We start from the raw sequence: 25,287 nt of genomic DNA, 5'->3' as shown, positions 1-25,287 counted from the left end.
GCACGTTGGTGCGCACAGTCGATCTCCTAGCGGACGGGGGCGGCGGTGGGGGCGTTCATCAGCGGTCGCGGGTCGACGCCGACGCGGCGCCAGGCGTCGTAGGCCCACGGCAGGTACAGCGCCCGCAGCGGCAGCCGGTTGACGATCGGGTTGATCCGACGGGAGAAGGCGGCGAACCGCTGGAACCGCTTCTCCTTCTTCGGGTTCCAGTCGAGCCCGCAGACCTCGCGCATCTGCGGCGGCAGTGTCCCGACGACCACGGTGCGCAGGAAGCCGTTGATCGGCGCGGACAGCACCCGCCACACCGGCCGCGGGAGCCAGCGGGGGCCGGGCACGCCCTTGCGGAGGTACCCGGTGGCGTAGCCGATCGTGGGGTTGGGGACGAAGCGGCCCAGCATCCGGTCCCAGTACTCGACGAACTCCTCGTAGGTCTGTGGCTGGCTGCGGTCGCTGACCCCGTAGATCTGGTACCAGGTCCTGCCCTCCTCGAAGATCTGCGCCTTCTCCTCGTGGGACAGCCGTCGGATGAAGGTGTCGGTGACGTAGAGGACCTGGTCCACGAATGTCGCGTGCGCCCAGTAGAAGAGCTCCGGGTTCAGCGCGTGGTACCGGGAGCCGTCGCTGATCGTGCCCTTGATGGGCTTGTGGAAGTCGCGGACCGTGCGACCCCAGTGGTGCGGGTCCTCGGCGTAGACGGTCTTCAAGATCGGCGGCCCGCTGCGCCGGGCCCGGCCCAGGGTGTCGGAGAAGATCACCGAGTGGTCCTCGACCGCCTTGCCGAGCTGCTCGATGCAGTTCTCGGTGCCGGCCAGTCGCTGGAAGCCGAGCAGCCCGCGGACGTCGCCGTAGTACTTCCAGATCAGCGTGTCGGGACCGAGGCGCGGCGAGTCCGCGGTGACCTCCACGTCGACGGGCATGGCGACGGCCTCGCGGATGGCGGATTCGTAGTCGGGCGGCATCGTCGGTTCCTTGTCTGCCTCGGAGCTCCCGGACCGGCCTCGAAGGACGAACCTCCGGACCTGGTGGGACTTTGACACAAGATTGTCTCGCTGTGTCAGAAGGTAGCAGCGGGTGACGTGCGCCACAAGGGCTGTCGCCCGAGACGGCTCTTCACGCGGAAGTTACTGGCTGGTAGGTTTGGCTCGACCCCGACGAAAGGCGTGACCGTGGCGAACTCCGGTGGACTGCTGTTCAACCCGCGCACCTACGACCCGCAGCACTTCGACCCGGAGACCCGGCGACTGCTGCGCGCGACCATCGACTGGTTCGAGAACCGCGGCAAGGACCGGCTGCTCGCCGACGACCTGGACGCCGTGTGGGTCTCGGACTTCTTGCAGTTCGTGAAGGACGAGAAGCTCTTCGCGACCTTCCAGACGCCCGCGGAGTTCGGCGGCGACGACCCGAACCGGCGCTGGGACGCGGCCCGCAACGCCGCGCTGAGCGAGATCTTCGGCTTCTACGGCCTCGCGTACTGGTACGCCTGGYAGGTCACCATCCTCGGCCTCGGGCCGATCTGGATGAGCGAGAACGACAAGGCCCGCCAGCGGGCGGCCGACGAACTGACCGCGGGCGGCGTGATGGCCTTCGGCCTGTCCGAGCGCGCGCACGGCGCCGACGTGTACTCCACCGACATGCTGCTCACCCCGGCCGCGGGCGACGACGCGTCGGGCGACGACGCGGTCGCGTTCCGGGCGACGGGGGACAAGTACTACATCGGCAACGGCAACGTGGCCGGCATGGTGTCGGTGTTCGGGCGCCGCACCGACGTCGAGGGCCCCGAGGGCTACGTCTTCTTCGTCGCGGACAGCCGGCACCCGAACTACCGGCTGATCGACAACGTCATCCACGGCCAGATGTACGTGAGCACCTTCCGGCTCGAGGACTACCCGGTCCGCGAGGAGGACATCCTGCACACCGGGGTGCAGGCGTTCGAGGCCGCGCTCAACACCGTCAACGTGGGCAAGTTCAACCTGTGCACCGGCTCGATCGGCATCACCGAGCACGCGTTCTACGAGGCGATCACCCACGCGCACAACAGGATCCTCTACGGGAACCCGGTCACCGACTTCACCCACGTGCGGGCCGCCTTCGTCGACGCGTACAGCCGACTCGTCGCGATGAAGCAGTTCAGCGCCCGCGCGGTGGACTACTTCCGCAGCGCGAGCCTCGAGGACCGCCGCTACCTGCTGTTCAACCCGATGACCAAGGCCAAGGTCACGTCCGAGGGCGAGCGGGTGGTCGCGCTGCTGCACGACGTGATCGCCGCCAAGGGCTACGAGAAGAACACCTACTTCCGTGAGGCCGTCGAGGTGATCGGCACCCTGCCCAAGCTCGAGGGCACCGTGCACGTGAACGTCGGGCTGATCCTCAAGTTCATGCCGAACTACCTCTTCGCCCCGGCGGAGTACCCGGAGATCGGCACCCGCCTCGACGCCGCGGACGACGAGTTCTTCTGGCACCAGGGCCCCACCCGGGGCGCGGCGAAGGTGCAGTTCCACGACTGGGTCCCGGTCTACGAGCGGCACGCCGACCTCCCCAACGTGGCGCTGTTCCTCGAGCAGGCTCGGGCCCTGCAGGTGCTGCTCACCACCGCCGGCCCGGACGCCGAGCAGCAGAAGGACCTGGACTTCCTGCTCAACGTCGGCCACCTGTTCTCGCTGGTGGTGTACGGCCAGCTGATCCTCGAGCAGGCCGAGCTCACCGGACTCGACCGCGACCTGCTCGACCAGATCTTCGACTTCCAGGTCCGCGACTTCTCCGGGTACGCCGTTGCGCTGCACGGCAAGTCCTCCTCCACGCCGGCCCAGCAGGTGTGGGCGCTCGGCGCGATCCGCAAGCCGGTGGTCGACGACCAGCGGTTCGCGCGGGTGTGGGACCAGGTGGTCGCCTACGACGGGGCATACGAGATGCGGCCCTGAGCTGCAGCCGGCACGAGTACCCGACCCAGCTCGAAGACGAGTAGTCGGGTACTCGTGTCTTTGCCGGCGGCGCTGAGGACACTTGGTTCAGGGCAGCCCGAACCAGGGCTGTTCGACGCCGGAGGACGCCATGAAAGACGTGGTCGTGTTGCTGCCGGGCATCGGGGGATCCGTCCTCGCGAAGGACGGCAAGGATCTCTGGGTGCCGTCGCGTGGCGCGGCGCTGCAGGGCGTTCTCTCCCTGGGCGGGAGCATCAAGCGGCTGCAGCTCGACGGGGACGACCCGGAAGCCGACCACCTGGGCGACGGAGTCGTCGCGACACGTCTGGTGCCGGACTTCCACATCGTCCCGGGACTGGACTGGAAGATCGACGGCTACACGAGATTTCGGACCGCACTGGCGGAGCGCGTCGGGGCGGTCCCGGGCGAGAACTACTTCGAGCTCCCCTACGACTGGCGGCGCGACAGCCGGGTCGCCGCCCGCAAGCTCGCGCGGGAGGCCCACGGGTGGCTGAGCCGGTGGCGAGAGAGGTCGGGAAACCCCGACGCCAAACTGATCCTGGCGTGTCATTCGATGGGCGGGATCGTCGCTCGCCTGTACCTGGAAATGCTCGACGGGTGGCGTGAGACCCGCACGCTCATCACCTTCGGCACCCCGTACTCGGGTTCGGTCAACGCCCTCGACTTCCTCGTCAACGGCTTCCGGAGGGGCTGGGGTCCGTTCAGCCTCGACCTCACCGCACTCATCCGGTCCTTCACCTCCGTGTACCAACTGTTGCCGTCGTACCGGTGTCTCGAAGGACCGGGCGACTCCTGGCTCAATCTCGACGACGAGACGGTGGACTGGGCGGGCACCGGGCTCGACGGGACCCGGATGCGCGCGGCGGTGGATCTGCACCGGCAGCTCCGCGCCCGGGTCGATCAGCGGCTGAAGGACGGCGACTCGGGGTACGACATCCGGCCGGTCATCGGCGACTTCCAGCACACCCGCTGGGCGGCCAGGCGGGTCGGGGACAGGATCGAGACGCTCCCCGCGCGCGCAGCGGGGGAGAGCGGCGGGGACGGCACCGTGCCCACCCTGTCGGCGGTTCCGCACGAGCTGATGAAGGGCTGGCGGAACGCCGCCTTCTTCAGCCAGCGGCACGCCTCGCTGCAGAACGACGACCCCGTGCTCGACCACATCGGCGGCGTCCTGCGGAACTCGGAACTGGAGCCGCCCAATATCTTTCCCGCGGTCAACGAGTCGGTCTCGCTGGAGGTCGAGGACGTCACCACCGACGAACCCTTGGTGATCCGTGCCCGCACCGACGCCGAGGACGCGGAGCTCGTCGCGACGGTACGGCCGGTGGCGGGCGGCGAAGGCGTCGACCGACCGCTGACGCGCTCGGACGACGGCCGGCACCGGGCCACGTTCGAGGGGCTCGCGGCACAGGACTACCGGATAACGGTGCGTGCCCCGGGGGTGCACGCGGTGACCGACGTGGCGAGCGTCATCGATCTTGGCGACCTGACGAGGGCGGCAGGCCCCTAGGAGCCGGACCGATGAGACCGCTGCCGGGCCGTACCTTCGAGGAGCTGGAGATCAGCGTCCTCCAGGTCGGCGGTGATGTCTGGCTCTCGGCGCAGTCCCGGCTGGGATCCGTGTTCGCGGTCCGCCGACCCATGCCGGAATGGGCGCTCCCCGAGACGGTCTCGGGGAAGCCCGCCCGCGCGCCGGCCGACTGGCTCGCCGACGCGGTCCGGCATGCGCGCACCGATGCGAGTGTGTCCGCACTCGAGGTGGGGCGGGTGCTGACGGACCTGGTCTTCGGGGTGCCCGAGATCGTCACCCTGCTCCAGCGGACCCGGGGCACCGCGGGCACCATCGGTGTGCAGCTGCTCGTCCGGGTGCTGGCGGCGCCGCAGGCCGTCTGCGCGTGGCCCTGGGAGTTGCTGCTGGATCCGGAGCGGCCGAACCGGTTCCTCGCCATGTCGCGCGATGTCCACATCGTGCGTTCGGGGCGGTCGCGTACCTACCCGATCAGGCAGGCCCCGATCGAGCCCCCGCTCAACATGTTGCTGGTGATGTCGAGCCCGCTCTGGGCGGAGCGGAAGAACGGCGAGGCGCCATTCGACCTCTACGCGGAGAAGCGCAGCTTGCTCGCCGAACTCCAGCCGATGATCGACCGTGGCCTGCTGCGCGTCGTGGTCGAGGACCGTCCGTCCGTGGAACGTCTCAGGTCCCGAATGGGCATGCAACGAAGCGGGTTTCATCTGTTCCACTACCTGGGACACGCCAACCCCAACGGGCTCAAGCTGGAGCGGCGGAACGGCCGCGGCATGCTCCTGCCGAGCCAGGAGTTCGCGATGTTGCTCCAGCAGCTTCCCGACCTGCGCCTGGCAGTGTTCGCGGGATGCGAGACGGCGCGCGCACCGGACGAGACGGCGCAGGAGGCAGGCTGGCCGGGACCGTTGTCCTCGGCGGACTACTGCGTACGCGACGCGTGCCCGATGGTGATCGGGATGCAGGCGGTCCTGCCCTTCGGCACCGAACGACTGTTCACCCGGTTCTTCTATCAGGCACTGACGGCCGGCCACCCCGTGGCCGAGGCGCTGCGTCTGGCCCGGCTTGCCATCCAGGGTGACGAGTACAGCGGTGGCTCCCTGCTTAACTGGGCGGTCCCCTGCCTGTTCGTCGGCGGCAGCGAACCGGGTGCGGTCATCGACCCCGGGGCGAAGGCGCGGCCGGTCCCCGCGCCGCGCCCGGTCGGGCTGCGCCTGGGCGTCCGGCAGGGCGAACTGCGATTCATCTCCAGGCTGGCGGAACTGCGCGAGTCGGTGGACGTGCTCTCCGGGCACACGTCGGCGCGCCTGCTGTGCGTGATCGGGATGCCCGCGACTGGCAAGACCGCGCTTCTCGACCGGGTGCTGGAGGAGCTCGACCCGGGGATCGGCTACCTGTTCATCAGCGCCAGACGCCTACTCGCAGAACAGGACAAGGCGCAAGGCCAGGACCCGGTGCGCATGCTCGCCGGCCTGGTCGCCGAACTGATTCAGGCCACGGGTGTTGCGGCGGCCGGCGCGGGGAAGTTCCGGTCCGACGACTGGTGGGAGCGGCTGCTCGGTGACCTCGCGAACGTTCCGCTCGCGATCGTCATCGACGATGGTGACCTGCTCCTCGGCGAGGAGCCGGGCGCCCGCGCCCTCCTCGAGGCGCTCGCCACCCTGACCGAACGACGCGGACGCGCCCGGCTGGCCGTCGCCGCCACCAGGGAACTCGACGAACTGACGCGCGCCCTGCTCGCCTCGGAGGTACGCACGATTCGACTCGACCCACTCTCCTGGCCTGAGGTGTGGCAATGGATTCGGCGAAATCTCCCGGCCCTCACGCGGTATCCCGAGAAGGAGCTGTCCAGGCTCTACGTCGACCTCCGCCACCTGGAGCTGTGGGAGCAACTGGCAGACCTCGCGGCCCAGGACGGGGACTTCGACGCGGAGAAGCTGCCCGGCCTCGTCAGACAACTCGGGGCCGAGCCGGGCGCGTCTGCCGAGCGTGCAACGACCCCAGCCGAGTTCTTCGGGGCCGAGGCGGAACCCGAGACCGCCACGGTGACCGAGCTGCCCATCGCGGTGTCGGCGAAGCGGGCCCTGCGGATCGCGGTCGCGGGGCCGTTCACCGCCGGCCGCCGCCACGAGATAGCCGACGCCGTCACCCAGTGCGCCATCGACCACACGGTGCCCGGACGGGTCGTCGTGGGGGTGCCGGGTGACAACGAGTCCGCGATGGCCGAGCTGCTACCCCTCGAGTTGGCCTTCTCGGACGGTGCACCGCCGGACAGCGAGGTGTGCAACTGGATGACCGAGGCCGGCCGGGCAGGCGCGGACCTCCTGGTCATCGACTACGGGAAGACGGTGCCCTCGAACGTGGAGAACGAGGTCATGTCGGCGCTGGCGGCCGACGGCCGGCTGATCATCGCCTCGGGGGATCACTCGGAGGAGCCGACCTACCCGGCGTGGTGTGACGACGTGCTGGCCGTCGGGGCGATCGAGGACGACGGCTCGTTGACCCACGAGACCCCGTTCTTCCCCGATGTGGGCAAGCCGGACATCTATGCGCCGAGGACGATCTCCGGTACCTCCTGCGACCAGATGGTCGACGAACCGGAGATGGAGGGCACGACCTTCGCCGCCCTGTACGTCGCGGTCGCCGCGATGTTGGTCTGGGCGACCGACCGTGACCTGAGCGCCAAGGATGTCCGGGGTCTGCTCGTCGACACGGCATCCCCGCTGCCGGTCGACGACGGCCGACCCGCACGGCGGCTGTCGGTCGCCGCGGCGCTCGAGCGCGTTCGTCGGGACGTCATCGTCGGCACGCTGGGGTCCGATGCCCTCGAGCTCGGCCAGCTGCTGGCCGAGACGTCGATCCGTCCCGAGGTGGTGGTGCCGATCCTCGACAAGCTCGTCGCGGGCGAGTCCCTCCGCAAGGTGATCAGGAACGGGGTGGAGCAGTACGAGCGCAGCGATCGTGCGGCGGCCGGGTAGGACGCCGGTCGAACCGCGAGCAGATCAGCACGTTGGGGTGCGCAACGAAAGGAAACGTGATGACGATCGTCACTCCTCGGCCCGGCCGCCAGGGAGAGCAGGAAACTGACAGTGCAACGGGCCGAACGGGGACATTCGAGAGCGAGCGGCAACGCCAGGGTGAGGCCGCCGCGCAGCGCGCGCGGGAGCGGGCCCCGCAACGCGGCGAGCACGTGAGCGTGCTCTCCGGGCCCGGCGGTGTCGCCGCGGCGGACACCCCCGAGCGCATCGCGAAACGGCTGGACCGGCTGAGCCGTTACTACGCCGGCGAGGAGCAGTCCGCACAGCCGATGGCGGACCCGCCGGAAACGGTGGTGGAGGAGGCCCTGAACCGGATCAGTGACGTCGTCGACGTCGACGGCAGCCCCGAGGTCGTGCTCGAAAAGATCATCAACACAGCGGATTTCGTCGGCGCCCGGTATCTCGACGCCGGTGTGGCGGCGTCGCGTGCCATCTGTCGGGTGGTCATTCGCGACGGACGCGGGATCGACCAGGGCTTCGGGACCGGGTCGCTCGTCTCGCCGACGCTGATGCTGACCAACCATCACGTGCTGCCGGACGCGGACACGGCCCGCAACAGTGTGATCGAGTTCAACTTCCAGGACGGGGTCGACGGCAGGGAATTGCCGAGGCAGACCTTCCCGCTCGACCCGGGGGGCTTCTTCGTCGCGGACCGGGAACGGGACTTCGCCCTCGTCGCGGTCCGCGGTCGGCCCGAGTTGCTCGCGCCGTTCGGCTTCAACCGGTTGATCGAGTCGGAGGGCAAGGCGATCATCGGTGACTTCGTCACCATCGTGCAGCATCCCCGCGGCGCCAAGAAGCAGATCGCGTTGCGCGAGAACCGGATCGTCGACATTCCGGATCGCTTCCTGCACTACTCGGCGGACACCGAACCGGGGTCCTCGGGATCCCCGGTCTTCAACGACCAGTGGGAGGTCGTCGCCCTGCATCACGCGAGCGTGCGGGCACCCGCACACACCGAGTTCGGTGGGGTCCTGAACGAGGGGGTGCGGATCAGCCGGATCCTCCAGCACCTCCGCGGCCTGGACCTGCCGCCCGCGTGGCGCTCACTCGTGGACCAGGCCTTTGCCGTCGACCAGGTGGAACGGCAGACCCCGGCGGTGGACCTGCCGACGCCCGCCACCGCATGGCGGGGGCAGACCTCCCGCGAGGGCGAGGTGACCGTGCAGATTCCACTCGAGATCACCGTGCGCGTGGGCGCCTCCGGGGGCGGCAGCTCGCCATCCGTCACGGGCGGCTCGCCGCCGTTTGCCGTGGTCGGCTCGCCGCGGGCCGCCGGACCCGAACCGGAGGCGATCTCCATCGACCCGGACTACCGCAACCGCGGTGGCTACGATGCGGGTTTCCTGGGCGTGCCGCTGCCGCTGCCCGAGCACGGCGGGGCGTTGGAGGCGGTCGCCTCCCCGGAGCTGCGCTACCACCATTTCAGTGTCGTCATGCACCGGACCAGGGCGCTCGCCCTGTTCACCGCGGTGAACATCGACGGCAAACAGTCGCAGGACCTGCGGCGCGAGAGCGACCGCTGGATCCTCGATCCGCGGCTGCCCGCGAACCAACAGACCGGCGAGGCGGTCTACAAGAAGAATCCCCTCGACCGCGGGCACCTGGTGCGCCGGCTCGATCCGGCCTGGGGCCCGGCCGCGAAGGCCGCGAACGACGACACCTTCCACTTCACCAATTGCACTCCGCAACACCACGATTTCAACGCCGGCAGCACCCTCTGGCTGGGACTGGAGGACTACATCCTGAACAACACGGACAATGCCGACCTCGCTGTCAGCGTGGTGTCGGGGCCGGTGCTGGCGGCCGACGATCCCCGGTACCGCGGGGTGTCGCTGCCCCGGCAGTTCTGGAAGACCGTGGGCATGGTCAAGCAGGACGGCGAGCTGTCCGTCACCGGGTACCTGCTCAGCCAGGCGGCGCTGCTCGAGGAGTTCGCGGAGGGGGAGGAGGCGTTCTCCTTCGGCGCATATCGCACCTTCCAGGTCCCGGTCCGGCGGATCGCCGCGTTGACCGGACTCGGCCTGGATGCGTACCTCGCGGCCGATCCGCTCGAGCACATCGAGGCCAGCGGCCTGCCCCGCGAACTGATCCGTCCGCAGGACCTCCTTCTCTGACGATCAACGGTTGCAAAGGAGTTCAAGGAAATGACCAGCAACGACGCAAATGTCGAACTGCCGACCCGTCGCCAGTGTGGAGCGATGGAGGTGCACCGCAGGTTGCTGACGGAGTCGGAGTCCTACCGCATCGCGCGATCGGAGATCGAGAATCAGACGATCGAGTTGGAGTCGACCGGCGCGGCCGCGGCCCGCGGCCTCGCACGGATCCCGGTCGTCGTCCACGTGGTGGCGCACACCCCGGAGCAGAACATCTCCGATGCGCAGATCGCGAGCCAGATCGAGGTGCTCAACCGGGACTTCCGCGCCGCCAACGACGACCTGTCGACGGTCCCCGACGTCTTCGAGGAGCTGATCGGTGACGCGCAGCTCGAGTTCTTCCTCGCCACCGCCGATCCGTTGGGGCGGCCGTCCAACGGCATCACCCGCACGTCGACCAACGTCGCCGCGTTCGACCAGGGTGACGGCGTCAAGTTCGTCGAGAGCGGTGGGGCCACCGCGTGGCCCGCCGAGCGCTACCTGAACATCTGGGTCTGCCAGCTGGAGGGAGGGCTGCTCGGCTATGCGCAGTTCCCCGGCGGCCCGATCGCGACCGACGGAGTCGTGATCACGCACACCGGATTCGGGACCGTGGGCACCGCGGCGGCCCCGTTCAACCTCGGCCGGACCACCACCCACGAGATCGGTCACTACCTCAACCTCTTCCACATCTGGGGTGACGACGGCACTGGCTGCCGCGGCAGCGACGAGGTGGACGACACGCCCAACCAGGCCGGCTCCAACGGCGGCATCCCCACCTTCCCCAGGATCACCTGGAACAACGGCCCCGACGGGGACCTGTTCATGGACTACATGGACTACACCAACGACGCGGGGATGGTGATGTTCACCAAGGGGCAGGTCGCCCGGATGACGGCGTGCCTGGACGGCGCCCGCAGGCAGTTGTGGACCGAGCAGCACGCGCCGGAGCCCGCGGTTCCCCGGGTGGAGGCCCCGCCTGCCACCGCAGAGGCCCCGGCGGTGGCAGGCGCGGTGTCCGTCATCGGTCAGCCGACCGTGGTCTCAACGGATTCCGGACGCATGGACGTGTTCGTGACGGGGGCGGACGGCGCCGTGCACCACAAGTGGTGGGACGGCTCGGGGTGGCGGCCCTCGCAGGACGGATGGGAATCGCTCGGCCGACCGGAACTCGCGGCACGCGCCGAGTGGCATGCGGGAGACGGCGAGGTGGCGGCCGAGCCATCGGAAATGTCGGCCTCCACGTAGACGGGACGGAGCACGGCGTGACGGAACTGTGCGGACGCTGGGGCCATTCGTTCGAGGAGGACCACGACGGTATCCGGGTGTACCGGCCGGCCGGGTACGACTTCCCTCGTGCGCGAGGTCGTGACGGGATCGAGTTCCGGCCGGACGGCTCCTACGTCGACTGGGCGACAGGCAGAGGCGACGCCAACGAGCCGCGGGTGGGCAGGTGGGTGTCGGGTGCCGAGAACGAGAGCCTGGAACTGACCACGGCCGCGGGGGAGCATCGGGTCGTTCGGGTGGTCCGGGTCGAAAAGGGCCGACTGGAGCTGGAAACACCGTGACCGGAGTCGAGTTCGCGACGGTGCCCGCGGGCCACTCGCGACAGTTCGCTGCTCGTGCCCTCAGCTGTAGACGAAGAGCGTTTTCGTCTTGGACTGTTGGTCTACCCAATCGGCGCATGCCGAACCTTGCAGCGACTGGAAGGCGTCGTAGGCAGTTCGAGCGACGATTCCGGAATATTGCTCGTCCTTGTCGCCGTATCTGAAGCTGAACTCGACCACGGCAGGAATATCGAGGTCCTTTTCCGTGTCGTACCAAACGATCAGCGCGCACTCGGCGTCGACCTTCGGTGCTTTGCCGATCTGAAGGGCGGCCCCGGTAAGCACCAACTCCCGGGCGGTGAAGCCGCCGACCACCGTGATGGCCTCATCCTCATCGTGTGAGCGAAGTTGGTCGACGAGTCCGGGGTAGAGACCCATGGGGTCCTTCATGTGATTCAGGTGTTTGTCAGGGTAGATTTCCTGCGTGGTGGAATAGCTGTAGAGCGATTGGTGTGGCGGCTTGATGTCCTCCTCGAACTTCGTCTTGCCCCGGATGTCCTCGGCCGCAACCATATTGCGATCCTGTGCCACGTAGCGATCTGGATGGCGACACTTCAGGGTTGCCTCCCGGCGACCGGACGTCATGTCGATGCGCTCACGAAAGACATAGTCGCGCGCATGCAGGCGCTGTCCTGGCGTGTCGTAGAAGCGAATGCGCCGCCTCCTGGACGTCGTGTCAAATGTCCCGTCAGTGTCGAAGCAACTGCGCGAATTGCCTTTCCACACGTCTGCCAGAAGTTGTCTGCCTTCCGGAGCAGGGAGTCTTCTGTGCCAGCAAAGAGGGATGCATGCAGCATGAGCTTGTACTCGCGCGACACTACGCGCTTCGCAGACATGGGATCTCCGTTCTTGTGGTGAGCGGTTTGTTCCCGCTGGGAAAACCCGCGCGGTGCCGGGACATGCCAATTGTGTGCCACTCTTGGGCCCGCTGGCATGCGTAATCGACTACTCGACTGTCCCGCCGATGGTTGGGGTCGATGTCATCGTTGTTTGCTGTCGCAAGCCGACGCGGTGGGCCACCGCGGCGCAGGCAGGAAACGAGTAGACGACTACTCATGACGCATTCAGTGCCGGCGCGGATGATCAAGATGGACGTTGCGCACTGTGGCGGGTATCCCCAGGCGGCRCACCGCCGGGCAACCGCCCTCTCGAAAACTTGACGCAGGTCCTTCCTCACTCGCGAGGCACTCATGATTCGCTACCACCCGCTGGCCCGCGGAACATACTCAGGCGAAAGCAGCGGCTACCGGACCCCAGACCGACCGGACCATCGCGGYGTGGACATCGCCGCGGACACYGGCACTCCGATCTACGCACCCACCGACGGCACCATCGCGCACGTCGGGATCAACGACGACCCGCAGGGCTACGGGTCCTGGCTCGTCATCGATTCGCAGAACGAATGCGGGTTGGACTTCACGTTCGGACACACGCCGCCGTCATCCTTCGTCAACCCGGACACCGGGCGCCAGTGGAGGTTCGGGGACATGGTGCACGCGGGTCAGAAGATCGCCGTGGTCGGCAACGAGGGCGGCTCGAGCGGACCGCACCTGCACTTCGAGACCTTCGGCGCGCCCGGTCGATTCGGGGGGCCGGACCTCGATCCCAATGTGATGTGGCTGCGCGATGCGGTCGATCCGCGCGGGGTCACGACGGGCGACGGGCAGGGCTCGCTGGTCGGCAAGCTGCTGGTGGACTTCTCGGCCGGTGTCCCGACCGCGCAGCAGATCCAGTCGAGCGGATTCGTCGGCGCCATCCGCTACATCTCGGATCCGCGCGCCGGATGGATGATCGGCAAGCCTCTGCGGAGGCAGGAGGCCGACGACCTCCGCGCCCGGGGGATGGTGGTGGTCTCCAACTTCCAGTTCGGCAAGTCCGACTGGCTCGGTGGCGCCGAGCAGGGGCGTCGCGACGCCGAGCGAGGCATCGCGCTGCACCGCGAGGCCGGCGGTCCCGACACGTCCGCGATCTACGTGTCGGTGGACGCCTCGCCCAGCGAGGAGCAGTGGAACACCCTGGTTCGCCCGTACCTGCAGGCGTGGCAGGACCGTCTCGGCAAGGACCGGCTGGGCGTCTACTGCAACTACCCGACCATCGACTGGGCGATCCGCGACGGCATCGGCACCTACTTCTGGATGCACAACTGGGGCAGCAACGGCCGCGTCCACCCCGCCGCCCACCTGCACCAGTTCGAGATCGACAAGCAGAAGGTGGCAGGCGTCGGCATCGACCGGAACCGCATCCTCAAGGAGCCGTTCGGTCAATGGGGCAGTACCCCCGCCCCCGTCACGGAACCGGCACGGCCCGGGCCGATCGCGGCTGCCGCCGGATACCCGATCACGTGGTACGGCGGCCCGGGGTACGACGCCGGGCACGGTGCCTATCTGCGAATCTATCTGCACACCACGGAGAACCAGGAGTGGACCACCCGCGCCGAGAACGTCGCCGACTACCAGGCCCGCCAGCAGGACGGCAGCTACCACTACCTCGTCGACGACGAGCACATCATCAACACCGTCACGACCAAGAACACCGCGTGGGGCGTGCTGAGCGACAACCGCGTGAGCGTCCAGATCGCGATGGTGGGCACCTCGGGCACCGTCGAGACCTGGAGCGGGGCGAACCCGAACCGCGAGGAACGGCCGAAGACCCGCGAGCAGTGGCTCGCGCACGAGAAGAAGCTCGACATGGTGGCGTTCGTGATCGCCACCGTCGCCAGGGACTACGACATCCCGATCGAGCGCGTCGACATCGGCGGGGTCGGGGCGAACCTCCGGGGTGTGAGCAGCCACAACAACTACACCTACGGGTCGGTGATCCTCAAGGGATTCAAGGACGGCACGCACTGGGACGTCCCCGACACCTTCCCGTACGACGTGGTGCTCGCGGCGGCGAGGCGCTACGCGGGAGTCAAGGACGATCCGGACCGCTTCCCGCTCCCCGCCGGTCACTACTGGGGCCCGCTGGACGGCCCCACCGAGTCGTGGTCGAACACCTACGGCAACGAGCCGCAGTCCTCGAAGGACGGCCTCAGACGCTGGCAGGAGACGATCGGGATCCCCGGATCGGGCATCTTCGACAACGCCACCAAGCAGGCCGCCACCCGGATGCAGCAGCTGTGGGGCTGGCCCGTCACCGGGAACGTCTACGAGGGCGAGTGGAACGAGGTCATTCGCAACGGGTGGCGGCTACCGGCACCCGAGCCGCCCAAGCGGACGCCGCCGATCGACCCCGGGCCCAAGGTCCAGCGCTCGAAGAAGATCGAGGACGCCACGGGTCCGGGCCTGACCGACCGGTTCGGAATGGCGGCAACCGATCTCGGCGTCATGGCGCGTACGCCGTCGGGGCGGATACTGGCGGTGTTCGGGGACACCTTCCGCGGACCACGGGTGGGCGACGGCGACTGGCGCGCACCAGTCGCGCTGTTCTCCGACACCAAGATGCTGGACCAGGGGATTGCCTGGAGCGAGGCCGCGGGCGGAGACCCCAACTATGCCCGTCAGCTCTGGGACTACCCGCACGACAACCCGGTGTTCTCCACCGTTCTGCCCTCGGACGTCATCACCGTGGGCGAGACGATGTACCTGCACGTCATGGTCAACAAGGGCCTCGGGAACGTGGTGTGGACCGAGATCTGGAAGTCGACCGACGACGGCCACACCTGGCAGCACACCGGGGCCAAGTTCGCTCCGGGGCTGCACCGCGGACTCGCGCAGCTGTGGACCTGGGATGTCGCCGAGGACGGGTGGGTGTACGTGTTCTCCACCGGCTTCCAACGCGACAAGCCGCTGATTCTCAGGCGAGTGCGCAGTGACCGGATCGCGGACCCGAGCGGGTACGAGGGCTGGGGATGGAAGGACGAGGCGTGGGGTTGGGGCAACGAGCCCACGCCCGTGCTGGAGGGAGCGGGTTCGGCGGACAAGTTCGGAGAGATGTGCCTGCGGCGCATCCAGGGCAAGTGGGTGTTCGTGAACTTCGACTCCTCCAACGTCGGCGGCTACGACATCGACGTGCGGGTCTTCGCCGAGATCACCGACAACCTCTACGAGGCGCACAAGAGCACGCCCATCCGCGGCGTCGGTTGGGGGCAGGAGGGGGACGACGCGGTGGCGCAGCTCTACGGACCGTCGATCGTCCCCGGTTCGACACTGGACCGGGGGTTCCACATCCTGCTGAGTCAGTGGAAGACCGAGGGCCCGGACCGGGGGTGGCCGTACCGAGTTCTGCAGTTCAAGATCCCGGTGTCGAGTCACACCGAGCTCCGCGACGACGGGGCAGCTGGCCCACACGGTGGTCGATAGCGACTGATCTCGCGCGTCCACCAACTTCGGCGGCCTACAATCCCTTAATGGTCCTGAGGTGGCCATCGATCGCGTGGGGGGACGAGATCATCGCCGCCTCACGGGAGTCGACGCGCGGGGTGGTGATTGTCGGTCCCGCCGGGGTGGGGAAGACGACCCTGGCGCGGACCATTGCGTCACGAAACCGCCGCAACAGCCTGTGGGCCGTCGGCACGGAGTCATCTCGACGGATTCCGCTGGGGGCCTTTGCCCATCTGGTCGAGATCGACGCGACCACCGACGCGGCCGCGGCATTCGCGACTGCCCGCTCTGTCCTCGAGGGCCGCGGCCGTCGGACGACGATCGTCGTGGACGACGCGGACCTGCTCGACCCGCTGTCTGCAGCCCTGGTCAGGCAGCTGGCCGAGGACGGAATCGTCCACCTGGTCGTGACACTGGGCGGCGGCGAAACCACTTCGGACACCGCGATACTCACCGATGGGTTGCTCGAGCGCGTCAACCTCACAGCCTTCGGTCACGACGAGTCCGCGCGGGTGGTCGAGTCCGCCCTCGGCGGGCCGTTGGACCAGGTCAGCGCCGAATGGATATGGGAGGTGTCGGAGGGTAACCCGCTGTACCTCCGGCATCTCGTGGAGGGGTCCTGGGGGGCGGGGTTGCTGTATGAGATCGGGCGCGTGTGGCAGCTGCACTCCCGGCCCGTCATGACCGCGGAGTTGGCCGCCCTGCTCGCGTCGCGCCTGCGCAACGTGGCACCCGACGCGTTGGAAGTACTCCGGCTCCTGGCGTTCGGCGGCGTGCTCGAGGTGGACGTTCTTCACCATGCCGCGTCGCGTGACGCGGTCGCGGCGGCGCTCCTCAGCGGCCACCTGCGGATCGGTTCCGACGGGGCAAGACGCGTCGCGCGGCTCAGCCACCCCATTCTGGGGCAGGCGATCCGGGAGCGATCCAGCACACTGGCCGCGCGGAGCCGGCGGGGGAGAATTGCACGAGCCCTCGCCGACCGCGGGACGCCCGGCGATCAGCTCCGGCTGTCAACGCTCGCCCTGGACAGCGATGTCGAGCTTGACGGCGGTCTCCTGGCCGCCGCGGCCGAGCGTGCGCTGGCCCTGGGCGACCATCCCTTGGCCGAACGCCTCGCACAGTCGGCCCTGGCCCGCGGCGGCGGAGTGAGAGCAGCGGTGGTAGCGGCCCGGGCGATGATCTGGCAGCGTCGGGCCGACGAGGCCGACACGCTTCTCGCCGCGTTCGACCCCGACCAGATGTCCGAGCCCGAGATGTTGACGTGGGGTCTGTGGCGTTCGATCAGCCTCTTCTTCGGTGAGAAGCAGGCCGCGGCCCGTCAGGAGTTGGCCGGACTGCGGGCGCGGGCGACGACCGGCAACGGGAAGGACGTGGTGACCTCGGCGGAGGTCGTCTTCGACTCGCTCGCCAACAAGGTGCCGCGCTCGATCGAGCTGACGCGGAGGCTGTTCGGGGCCGAGCATTGCGCGGCTCTGGCGCTGGTGTTGGCCGTGTCCGCGGGCGGGATCGCCATGGCGCGTGCGGGTCGCGCCGATGACGTGCCCGCAATCGCGGCGCGCGGCGTGTCGGCGGCGAGGGCCGATGGGTTCGTGTTCGGCCAGACCCAGATCGGTGCTGCCGAAGTGTTGGCGGCGACGCTGTCGGGGAACCTTGCCGACATCGACGCGGTGCTCGACCGCTGCTCGTCGGTGCCGCTGCCCGGTCGGTCGAGGTGGGTGGTGGAGGGCTACATCCGCGGTCTCGCGCACCTCGCCACGGGCCGTGTGGCTGATGCGGAGGATCAGTTTCGGCGGGGCCGCGCCGCCGCCATGAACGGCGGCCCGCAGTTGTGGATCGTCCTGTGCTCCGTCGGCCTGTGCCAGGCGCTCGGCGCGCTGGGGCAGGCAGAGCAGGCGACCGAAGCACTCGAAAGCGCCCGGGATTCCTTCGGCGAACACCTCGCGTCGTTCGAACCCGATCTGGTGCATGCCCGGGCCTGGGCCGTCGCCGCGCGGGGCGAGTACCCCCGCGCGATCAGGGTGGCGCGAGAGGCGGCCGCCCTCGCACGGGCCGGCTCGATGTTCGGACTCGAGGCTACGGTCCTCCACACCGCCGTACGATTCGGGGACCGGTCGGCCACCGGTCGGCTCCGACGCCTTGCGCGCCGCGTCGACGGCCCACTCGTTCGCGTCGCTGCAGGGCACGCCCAGATGTTGGAATCCCATGACGGTCACGGATTGGACCGGGTCGCAGCCCAATTCGAGGAGATGTCCGCCAACCTGCTGGCCGCCGACGCGGCGGCGCAGGCCGCGGCGGCGCACCGACGGAACGGTGACCGTCACGGTGAACAGCGGTCGGCGTCAACGGCCAGGCTGCTCGCGTCTCGGTGCCCCGGTGCGCGCACCCCCGCGCTCGATGCGCTCGAGAACCCGACACCGCTGACCGCCCGAGAGAACCTGGTTGCCTCGCTCATTGCCACCGGAATGACGAATCGGGAGATCTCCGAGCGCTTGACCTTGTCGGTGAGGACGGTCGAAGGCCACGTGTACCGCATGTTCGCGAAGCTCGAGGTCGCGGATCGGGAAGCCTTGGTGGACAAGCTGCGTCGAGGAAAATAGGGCGCCTATTGGCCGTTCTCCATACGGATGGTCTCGGCCAGCTCCGCCCGGTCGGACACGTCGAGCTTCGTGAAGGTGCGATAGAGGTGCCCCTCGACGGTGCGTGTCGACACGGCCAGCCGATCGGCAATCTCGTGGTTCGTCAGTCTGGTGGCGGCCAGCAGGGCGATCTCGTGCTCACGCGTCGTCAGCGGTAGCGGGCTGGCCGCAGCCAAGATTGCCGGCGTGCGTGCACCGCCACACTGCTGGGCGAGGGAGTACGCGCGTGCGGACGTACCCAGCTGGTGGCGGCGATCACCCGCTCGCCGGTAGGAGTGCGCAGCCTGGGCGTACGCGTCCGCCGCCAACAGCCGTGCACCCAGCTGATCGAACCGGGCTGCGGCAGAAAGCAGTCCGCTGCAGTCCGACGCGGCCATGGCAACGGCCTGTGCGGCCATGGGCGCAATCAGGAAGCCGTCGACGACGTTCGACAGCGCGGTCAGCCGGGAGGCAACGGAGCGGTCACCGAATCGGACCGCAGTGTGCATCGCCTCCGCGGCGACGGCCAGCAGTCCGTACTCACCGGCGGTGTCGGCAGCCCGACGCGCGAGCCCGATGGCAGCTCCGAGGTCGCCCGATCCGGCCGAGATCCATGCCCGAGCGATGGCGAGGTCAGGTTTGTAGAGCAGCGTGTTCTCCCCGAAAGACGCCTCCGCGCGCCGAACTGCGGCGATCCCGTCGGTCTGTCGGCCCGACAATGCCAGGGACTGGGCGAGGAGGAGATTGGCAAGCACTCGCCATACGGGGTTGGACCGACCGAGTATCGCGATGACCGATTCCAGCCGGTTCCTCGCCTCGTCGAGCCGTCCCATGGCCAGCTCGAGCTTTCCGAACGATGAACTCATGCCGAACCATGCGACGTCGTGATTTCGTGCCATCTCGAGGTAGTTCCGTGCGGAGCACTCTGCCCGGTCGAACTGTCCGGTGTAGGTCAGCGCCAGTACCTCGCCGTGTCCAACTGCGAATCTCAGTGCGGACGTGTCGGAGTCGGCGGACCTGAGGGCTTGTCGTGCCCACGGGGGTACCTCGAATCCGCGTCCGATCAGGCTCAGCGCGAGACAGCCCGCGCTTGCGGCCCACATCAGGGCGCCCGGTGGGGCGGTGGACGAGTCGCGGATTCGGCAGGCAGTCTTCGCCGCGGCGGAGGCGTGACCGATGGAGACGTCGATGGTTGCGCGGGCGGCGTTCAGGCAATCGAGGCCCGCAGGCGTGATGACGTGCGTGCCCGCGGAATCGAGTACGTCCGTTGCGCGCCTGCGTGCGTCCAGGTTCCAGAAGAGGTTTCCCGCACGAAGCACGGCCCATCGGACGAGGTCCGACTCCGCGCTGCCCGTCACATCCAATGCGGACAGGAGCCGCTCCGCTTCGTCGCCCCGGTCGGTCCAGGCGAGTGCGCCGGCGCGGATGAGTTGGGCTTGGAATCCGCCGCCACCCGCAGCAGCGGCTCGAGCGAGGGTTTCTGCGCTGTCGAAGGAACAGAGCGCCGTGGCGTCTGCAGCGGCTGCGGTGAGCGATGGGGCGCTCGCCTTGCGGTCGCTGCCGAGGAAGAGTTCCGCCGCGCGGATGCGCTCGATCGGACCCGTGGCGTCCTCGCCGAGTCGGGTGGCCAGCTCGCCGCGGATTCGGCGGGCCTCCGGAACGTCCACGCTCTTGCGGACCACTTCGCCGAGGAACGGGTGTGCCAGCCGCGCCACCAGTGTCGAGCCCTCTCTGCTGAAACGGACAAGGCCGAAACGCTCGGCCGCCAGCATCGACTCCTGGCTGGTCAACTCGCCGAGAACGGTCAGGTCGAGGGGCTCACCGAACGCGACCAGTGCGAGGACGCGACGGGCGGCGAGAGGTGCGCAGGCGCACTGCCGATGAAGGCGCAGCCCGAGCTCCAGGGTGATGGCGGGCTCACCGCGTAGGTGCCAGATCCCGTCGCTGCAGCGCAGGCTACCCGCGGCCAGCGAACCCTCGACCAGGTGCCGAAGATACAGAGGATTGCCCTGCGTGGCCGTCCAGATGCGCTCGGACGTGGTGCACTCCACCGGACCGCCGAGGGCGGCAGTGAGTACCGTGTCGGTTTCGCCGCGATCGAAGCAGCCGAGGGTGATCCGGGCGAATCCTCGGTCCTTCCACAAGGCGGTGATCGCGTCGGGTGCGGGCTCGCCCGTCCGGATCGCCACGACCAGCGAGACGGCGCCGTCGGTCGCGAGCTGATTGAGCAGTGTGGCCGACAGCGGGTCGAGCAGGTGCGCGTCGTCCACGACGATGGTGCCGTTTCGTACTTCCTGAGCGAGGGCTTTGTGGGAATCCGACAGCATCGCCGCCAGCTTCCACGGGGACGCGTCGTCGACGCGTTGAGCCAAGGCGCCGAACGGCGTGTGCTGCGCGGCTGTGGTGCCGATCATCCATTTGACGGGGCGGTTCCGGGAAGCGGCGGAGTCCGCGATCAGCGTGCTCTTTCCGGTGCCGGCGAGGCCGTCGAGAAGTACGCCCCGGGGACCGTCGGTCGATCCCAAGGCCTCGACGATCGCGGTGGATTCCGCTCGCCTTTCGATCACCGGCCACGGCTGGTGCACAGCGACGATTCTAGTCCGTGCTCGCACCGGGACGGCTGCCCGATCATTCTCCTCCACCCCGGACCAGCAGGCGTGGGCGCTCGGCCCGATCCGCAAGCCGGTGGTCGGCGACCAGCGGTTTGCGCGGGGGTGGGACCAGGTGGTCGCCTACGATGGCGCCTACGTGATGACGCCGTAGCGTCGGCTGGGGGGCAGGGACGATGAAAATTACCAGGGCAGTTGTGGTGTCGGTCGCGGTGGCGGCGTCGCTGACGGGCGGTACCGCCGCGGCGTCGACCGGGTCGTCGGCGGACCCGGTGGGGATCTCGCCCACGTACACGCTCGGCGGCGGGGCGATCGGGTGCGTCGGGACAGTGGACGCCCACTACGATCCGAACGCCCTCTTCTTCGGGCAGAATCCGACGATCTGGGTGCGGCCGGAGTTCACCTTCGTTCCGGGCGTGTTCCAGACCCCGTACTGCGGCGTCGAGGCGACCCTGCGCTGGAAGAACCTGGACACCGGAGCGAGCGGAGTCTTCCCGGGGCGGCCGGTGCCGCTCGGCGACGACACGCCGCTGTCGCCGACGGACGGGCTGTGGGTGCCGATGACCGCGCCCACCGGGGTCGGGCGGATCGAAGTCCAGATCGACACGAACTTCCCGCACGTTCCGGGTCGCGGCACCATCGTCGTCGGCTGAGACCGTCGACGACTTTCGCCGAAGTCACCCGGACGACCGCCGCGACTGCCTCGTCGGAGGCGATTGCGCTGGTCGTCCGGTTCGACGGTCGCCGGCCCGGTCAGCCCTGGTTGCGATCGACGATCCAGGCGGCGATCTGCGTTCGCGAGGTGAAGCCCAGCTTGGCGAGGATGCGCTCGACGTGTCCCTCCGCGGTCCGCTGCGAGATCACGAGCTTGGCGGCGATGGCGCTGTTGGTCAGCCCCTCGGCGACCAGGTCGGCGACCTGCAGTTCGCGCCGGGTCAGTGCAGTCTTGTCCGAGGCGGTCGCCCGTGGCCGAGACGGCTCGCGGGACTCGGCGAGTGCGTACGCGACGGCCTCTCCGAAGGTCGCGGACGCTCCCTTCCGGTACCCCGAGTCGTACGCCCTCTGGCCCAGAGCCTCGCGGGTCCGTCGCTCGCACTCGTCGTGCTGTGCGCGCAGGCCCGGGATCGCGATGTCCGGCAGGCCGCCCGTCTGCCGCATGGCCTGTGCGCAGCCCAGCAACACCGCGGACCTCGTGTAGTTCCCGTCGGCCGCGGCGATCCAGGCCAGGCCCTCGAGGCTGGGAGCGGAGCCGAACGAATTGTCGACGGACCGGGACAGTCGCAAAGCCTGCTCCAACAGCGCGATCGCTCGCGCCGGATCGGTCGTCCACACCGCCAACCCGAGCGTCCGCACTGCCCACGACCGGAACGCGAGCTCGCCGCGCGGCTCGGTGATGTCCAGCACCTGTGAGAGGCAGTCGGCCGCCCTCTCCGCTTGTCCGAGTAGCCCGGCCGACACCTCGGCGCCGGTCAAGGTGATGACCCGCAGGAGGTGGTTGTCGGGCGGACACGCCTCCAGGACGGCATCGAAATATGTTGCCGCGGTGGATATGTCATTGCCGCCCAGCGCCAGGACGCCTGCGGCGTACCGCACGGTGGCGGCGACGTCAGGGCCGTCCGTGTCCGTTGCGGCCGCGCGCGCCCAGCCGATCCATTCGGTGCCGGTCTCGATGTCGCTCCGAAACGCGTTGAGCGCCGCGCCCAGGCTCACGGCTCGCACCCACTCCGCGCCGCGCGGAACCCCCTCGACGGTCAGCATTCGTTCGGTCCAGCGGGCGCCCTCGTTGATCTGTCCGCTGACAAGCCAGAACGAGTACAGGGCGGCCGTGATGCGGAGACCGACCGCCACGTCACCCGGCTCCGCCATGCTGGCATCGAGTGCCTCACGAAAGTTCTGCTGATCGAGTTTCAGTCGGGCGATCCAGTCCAGCTGGCGGGGTCCTATCCAGTCGGCTTCGGCCCTCAGGGCCAGGCGCTCGTACCAGTCCAGGTGGCGGCGCCGCATCTGTGCGGACTCGCCGGTCGCCTCCAGTTTCTCGAGACCGTACTCACGGATGGTGTCCAGCAGCCCGTACCGCCCCGCCGTCGCCGTTTCCTCGTGGATCAGAATCGACTTCTCCACCAGCGACGCCACCAGGTCGAGCAGCGCGTCCGGGGTGAGGTCGGCGCCGCAGACCTGTTCCAACGCGGTGAGCTCGAAGGTGCCCGCGAACACGGACATGCGAGCCCACAACTGTTGTTCCTGGGGGGTGYACAACTCGTGGCTCCAGTCGATGCACAGCCGGAGGGTCTGCTGCCGGGTCGGGGCGGTGCGTCCGCCACGGGTCAGGAGCGTGTAGCGGTCGGTGAGCCGCTGCAGGATCTGCTCGGGTGACAGCGCCTGCAGTCGCCCCGCCGCCAGCTCGATCGGCAGCGGCAGTCCCTCGAGCCGATAGCAGATCCCGGCCACGGCGGCCATGTTGTCCTCGGTCAGCGTGAATCCCGGAAGGACCGACGCGGCGCGTTCGGCGAACAGTGTCACCGCGTCGTAGCTGGGCAGTCCCGCCAGGTCGAGCTGGCGGTCGGGGGCGGGTGCGCTGAGCGGCGGAACCCGGAGCGTCGCCTCCCCTCCGATGCCCAGCGATTCGCGGCTGGTGGCGATTATGCGCAGCCCGGGGCAGTGGCGGAGCAGGTTCTCGGCCAGGTCCGCCACCGCGTCGATCACCTGCTCGCAGTTGTCGAGCACCAGGAGGGTCTGGCGAGGCTCGAGGAACTCCGTGAGGACCGTCTGCAGCGGCTCGCGGGAGAAGGACTGCAGTCCGAGGGCGGCCGCCACCACGCCGACCAGCAGCGACTCGTCGTGCAGGTCGCTCAATTCGACCAGCCACGCCCCTTCGGCAAAGGCGCGTTCGGTGCTCTGCGCGATCCGCAGCGAGAGGCGGGTCTTCCCGACGCCACCGATTCCGGTGAGCGTCACCAAGCGGGAGGAGGAGAGCAGCTCCTTCGCCTCGGCCAGTTCGCTGCGACGGTTGACGAAACTCGTCAGCTCCGCGGGCAGGTTTCCCCTCCCGCCCCGAGTCGAGGGGCCGGTCCGCGGGAGCCCGCCACCAGTCGACGGACGCTCGGCCCGCTTCGGACTGGTCGGGGACTTCAGGGCCATCTCGTCGACCGGAAGTCCGTGGCGGAACTGGATCTCCCGCAGTTCGTCGCCGAACTGTGCCGCGGTGGGGCGGGCGCCCGGATCCGCGGACATGGCGCGCTCGATTGCCCCGGCCACGTCGTCGGGAATGTCGAGTTCGCGCAGGTCCGGCACGGGCTGAGAAGTGATGCGCAGGAACTGCGCGACGACCTGCTCGCCGGTGCGGCGTTCGAAGGCCGCGTGGCCGGTGAGGGCGCAGAACAGCGTGGAGCCGAGGCCGTACACGTCCGCGGCGGCACTGGGCGGGCCACCGCCCAGGACCTCAGGTGCGGTGAAGGCCGGGGTGGCGGTGAACGTGCCGGTGGCGGTCTCGAACCCACCGGGCAGGTGAGCGATGCCGAAGTCGGAGAGCGCGGGCTCACCGTAGTCGGTGAGTATGACGTTCGCCGGCTTGACGTCGCGATGCAGGATGCCGAGCCGGTGCGCGGACTCCACCGCACCGGCCAGCTTCACGCCGAGTTGCAGGGCCTGTTCGAGCGACAGCGGGCCGTGGTCGCGGATGCGCACGTCCAGGGAACGCTGCGCGTGATAGGGCATCACGAGGTAGGGAAGTCCGCTCGCGGTGGTCCCGACCTGCAGGACGTTGACGATGTTGGGGTGCCCGGTGAGCCGGCCCATCGCCCGCTGTTCCCGGATGAAGCGTGCCCGATTCTCCTCGTCGAGGTGGGCGGTGAGCACCTTCACGGCAACGGTGCGGTCCAGGGTCGCCTCGGTGCAGCGGTAGACGACGCCGAAGCCGCCGCGCCCGATCTCGCTCGCATCGGCGAACCCGACGGCGGCGAGTTCCGGCGTCGCCGACGGGGGCACACCGCGCTGGGTCGCGAACGGGTCGTCACCGGCCATCGGTCATGCCGATCCGCCGCGTGTGGCGTCCTCGACGATGCGGCACGGCACTCACCTCACGGCAGATCCCGGAACGTCGTGGCCGACCGGGACAATGCCCGGCAGGCCTCTTGGAATCCCATACTGCCACCCGGCAACGGATGGACGCCGCATGCGACGAAGCACACCGTTGGGGGTGGCTTCGTGAACGTCGGAACTTGTGTCATGTTTCTGACGGGGGACAGGATCGCATGGCTGGTCCCGGCCCTTGCAGTGTCCGGTGAACGAGTTCTAGATCTGGGATCGAGACCGATCGGTCTGGACACCTTGGCAAACAGCTGTCCAGCTAATAGTCTCGGTCTGATTCGAGTGCTCGCAGACGGCGCAAGGGAGACCTACGGTGAAATTCGGTATCACGCTGTTCACGAGTGATCGTGGGATCACGCCGGCCTCGGCCGCCGCGGCCGCGGAACGTTGTGGCTTCGACTCGTTCTACGTGCC

Annotated in this window: 13 protein-coding genes and 1 pseudogene; 10 read left to right on the top strand and 4 right to left on the bottom strand. The window is 68.8% G+C overall.

Annotated features, from left to right (window positions below; genetic code table 11):
• Positions 1-26: 26 nt before the first annotated feature.
• On the bottom strand, positions 27-959 hold the full coding sequence (locus tag AC1DU4_RS21770; protein WP_477843369.1) for an oxygenase MpaB family protein: 933 nt from the start codon (positions 957-959) through the stop codon (positions 27-29).
• 207 nt (positions 960-1,166) lie between these two features.
• On the opposite strand from AC1DU4_RS21770, the gene AC1DU4_RS21765 reads away from it, so the two are divergent.
• The 6 genes from AC1DU4_RS21765 (at position 1,167) to AC1DU4_RS21740 (ending at position 11,202) form a co-directional block, all read left to right on the top strand.
• Positions 1,167-2,918, top strand: a complete 1,752-nt coding sequence (locus AC1DU4_RS21765; protein WP_477843367.1) for an acyl-CoA dehydrogenase family protein — start codon at positions 1,167-1,169, stop codon at positions 2,916-2,918.
• Positions 2,919-3,048: 130 nt separating this feature from the next.
• Positions 3,049-4,449: a carboxypeptidase-like regulatory domain-containing protein gene (locus AC1DU4_RS21760; protein WP_477843365.1), complete on the top strand. Its 1,401-nt coding sequence runs from the start codon at positions 3,049-3,051 to the stop codon at positions 4,447-4,449.
• An 11-nt stretch (positions 4,450-4,460) separates the two neighbouring features.
• Positions 4,461-7,439 (top strand): CHAT domain-containing protein, encoded by a 2,979-nt coding sequence (locus AC1DU4_RS21755; RefSeq protein ID WP_477843364.1) that lies wholly within the window; start codon positions 4,461-4,463, stop codon positions 7,437-7,439.
• A gap of 59 nt (positions 7,440-7,498) precedes the next feature.
• The gene (locus tag AC1DU4_RS21750; RefSeq protein ID WP_477843362.1) at positions 7,499-9,616 is read left to right on the top strand and encodes a DNA/RNA non-specific endonuclease; all 2,118 of its coding nucleotides are present in this window, start codon (positions 7,499-7,501) and stop codon (positions 9,614-9,616) included.
• Positions 9,617-9,646: 30 nt separating this feature from the next.
• Positions 9,647-10,882, top strand: coding sequence for a zinc metalloprotease (locus tag AC1DU4_RS21745; protein ID WP_477843360.1), 1,236 nt, complete (start codon positions 9,647-9,649; stop codon positions 10,880-10,882).
• 17 nt (positions 10,883-10,899) lie between these two features.
• On the top strand, positions 10,900-11,202 hold the full coding sequence (locus AC1DU4_RS21740; protein WP_477843358.1) for a hypothetical protein: 303 nt from the start codon (positions 10,900-10,902) through the stop codon (positions 11,200-11,202).
• A gap of 60 nt (positions 11,203-11,262) precedes the next feature.
• On the opposite strand, the gene AC1DU4_RS21735 is transcribed toward AC1DU4_RS21740, so the two are convergent.
• Positions 11,263-11,967, bottom strand: a complete 705-nt coding sequence (locus AC1DU4_RS21735; protein ID WP_477843356.1) for a hypothetical protein — start codon at positions 11,965-11,967, stop codon at positions 11,263-11,265.
• Between the two features lie 551 nt (positions 11,968-12,518).
• Here AC1DU4_RS21735 and AC1DU4_RS21730 point away from each other — a divergent pair.
• Both AC1DU4_RS21730 and AC1DU4_RS21725 read left to right on the top strand, forming a co-directional pair.
• Positions 12,519-15,542 carry a DUF4185 domain-containing protein gene (locus AC1DU4_RS21730; protein WP_477843354.1) on the top strand — a complete coding sequence of 1,008 codons (3,024 nt, stop codon included), beginning with the start codon at positions 12,519-12,521 and terminating at the stop codon, positions 15,540-15,542.
• A 47-nt stretch (positions 15,543-15,589) separates the two neighbouring features.
• A complete protein-coding gene (locus AC1DU4_RS21725) occupies positions 15,590-18,160 on the top strand; it encodes a LuxR C-terminal-related transcriptional regulator (protein ID WP_477843352.1) in 2,571 nt (856 codons plus the stop codon).
• A 5-nt stretch (positions 18,161-18,165) separates the two neighbouring features.
• Here AC1DU4_RS21725 and AC1DU4_RS21720 read toward each other — a convergent pair whose 3' ends face one another.
• Positions 18,166-20,763, bottom strand: coding sequence for a helix-turn-helix transcriptional regulator (locus tag AC1DU4_RS21720; RefSeq protein WP_477843350.1), 2,598 nt, complete (start codon positions 20,761-20,763; stop codon positions 18,166-18,168).
• Between the two features lie 200 nt (positions 20,764-20,963).
• Between AC1DU4_RS21720 and AC1DU4_RS21715 the strand changes: the two genes are divergently transcribed.
• The gene (locus tag AC1DU4_RS21715; protein ID WP_477843348.1) at positions 20,964-21,440 is read left to right on the top strand and encodes a hypothetical protein; all 477 of its coding nucleotides are present in this window, start codon (positions 20,964-20,966) and stop codon (positions 21,438-21,440) included.
• A gap of 100 nt (positions 21,441-21,540) precedes the next feature.
• Here the strand turns inward: AC1DU4_RS21715 and AC1DU4_RS21710 are convergent, their stop codons facing one another.
• Positions 21,541-24,807 carry a protein kinase domain-containing protein gene (locus AC1DU4_RS21710; RefSeq protein ID WP_477843346.1) on the bottom strand — a complete coding sequence of 1,089 codons (3,267 nt, stop codon included), beginning with the start codon at positions 24,805-24,807 and terminating at the stop codon, positions 21,541-21,543.
• 379 nt (positions 24,808-25,186) lie between these two features.
• Here AC1DU4_RS21710 and AC1DU4_RS21705 point away from each other — a divergent pair.
• Positions 25,187-25,287, top strand: a pseudogene (locus AC1DU4_RS21705) (LLM class F420-dependent oxidoreductase); the annotation flags it as partial.

This window comes from Rhodococcus sp. P4_F5, assembly GCF_056401315.1.
Note: the sequence above shows the minus strand (reverse complement) of the source record. Positions and strands in the feature narration are given on the sequence as shown.

What these genes read in the sequence shown, in the direction of transcription:
- AC1DU4_RS21770 (WP_477843369.1), bottom strand. Translation starts at nt 959, where the DNA reads ATGCCGCCCGACTACGAATCCGCCATCCGCGAGGCCGTCGCCATGCCC.
- AC1DU4_RS21760 (WP_477843365.1), top strand. Translation starts at nt 3,049, where the DNA reads ATGAAAGACGTGGTCGTGTTGCTGCCGGGCATCGGGGGATCCGTCCTC.
- AC1DU4_RS21755 (WP_477843364.1), top strand. Translation starts at nt 4,461, where the DNA reads ATGAGACCGCTGCCGGGCCGTACCTTCGAGGAGCTGGAGATCAGCGTC.
- AC1DU4_RS21750 (WP_477843362.1), top strand. Translation starts at nt 7,499, where the DNA reads ATGACGATCGTCACTCCTCGGCCCGGCCGCCAGGGAGAGCAGGAAACT.
- AC1DU4_RS21745 (WP_477843360.1), top strand. Translation starts at nt 9,647, where the DNA reads ATGACCAGCAACGACGCAAATGTCGAACTGCCGACCCGTCGCCAGTGT.
- AC1DU4_RS21725 (WP_477843352.1), top strand. Translation starts at nt 15,590, where the DNA reads ATGGTCCTGAGGTGGCCATCGATCGCGTGGGGGGACGAGATCATCGCC.
- AC1DU4_RS21715 (WP_477843348.1), top strand. Translation starts at nt 20,964, where the DNA reads ATGAAAATTACCAGGGCAGTTGTGGTGTCGGTCGCGGTGGCGGCGTCG.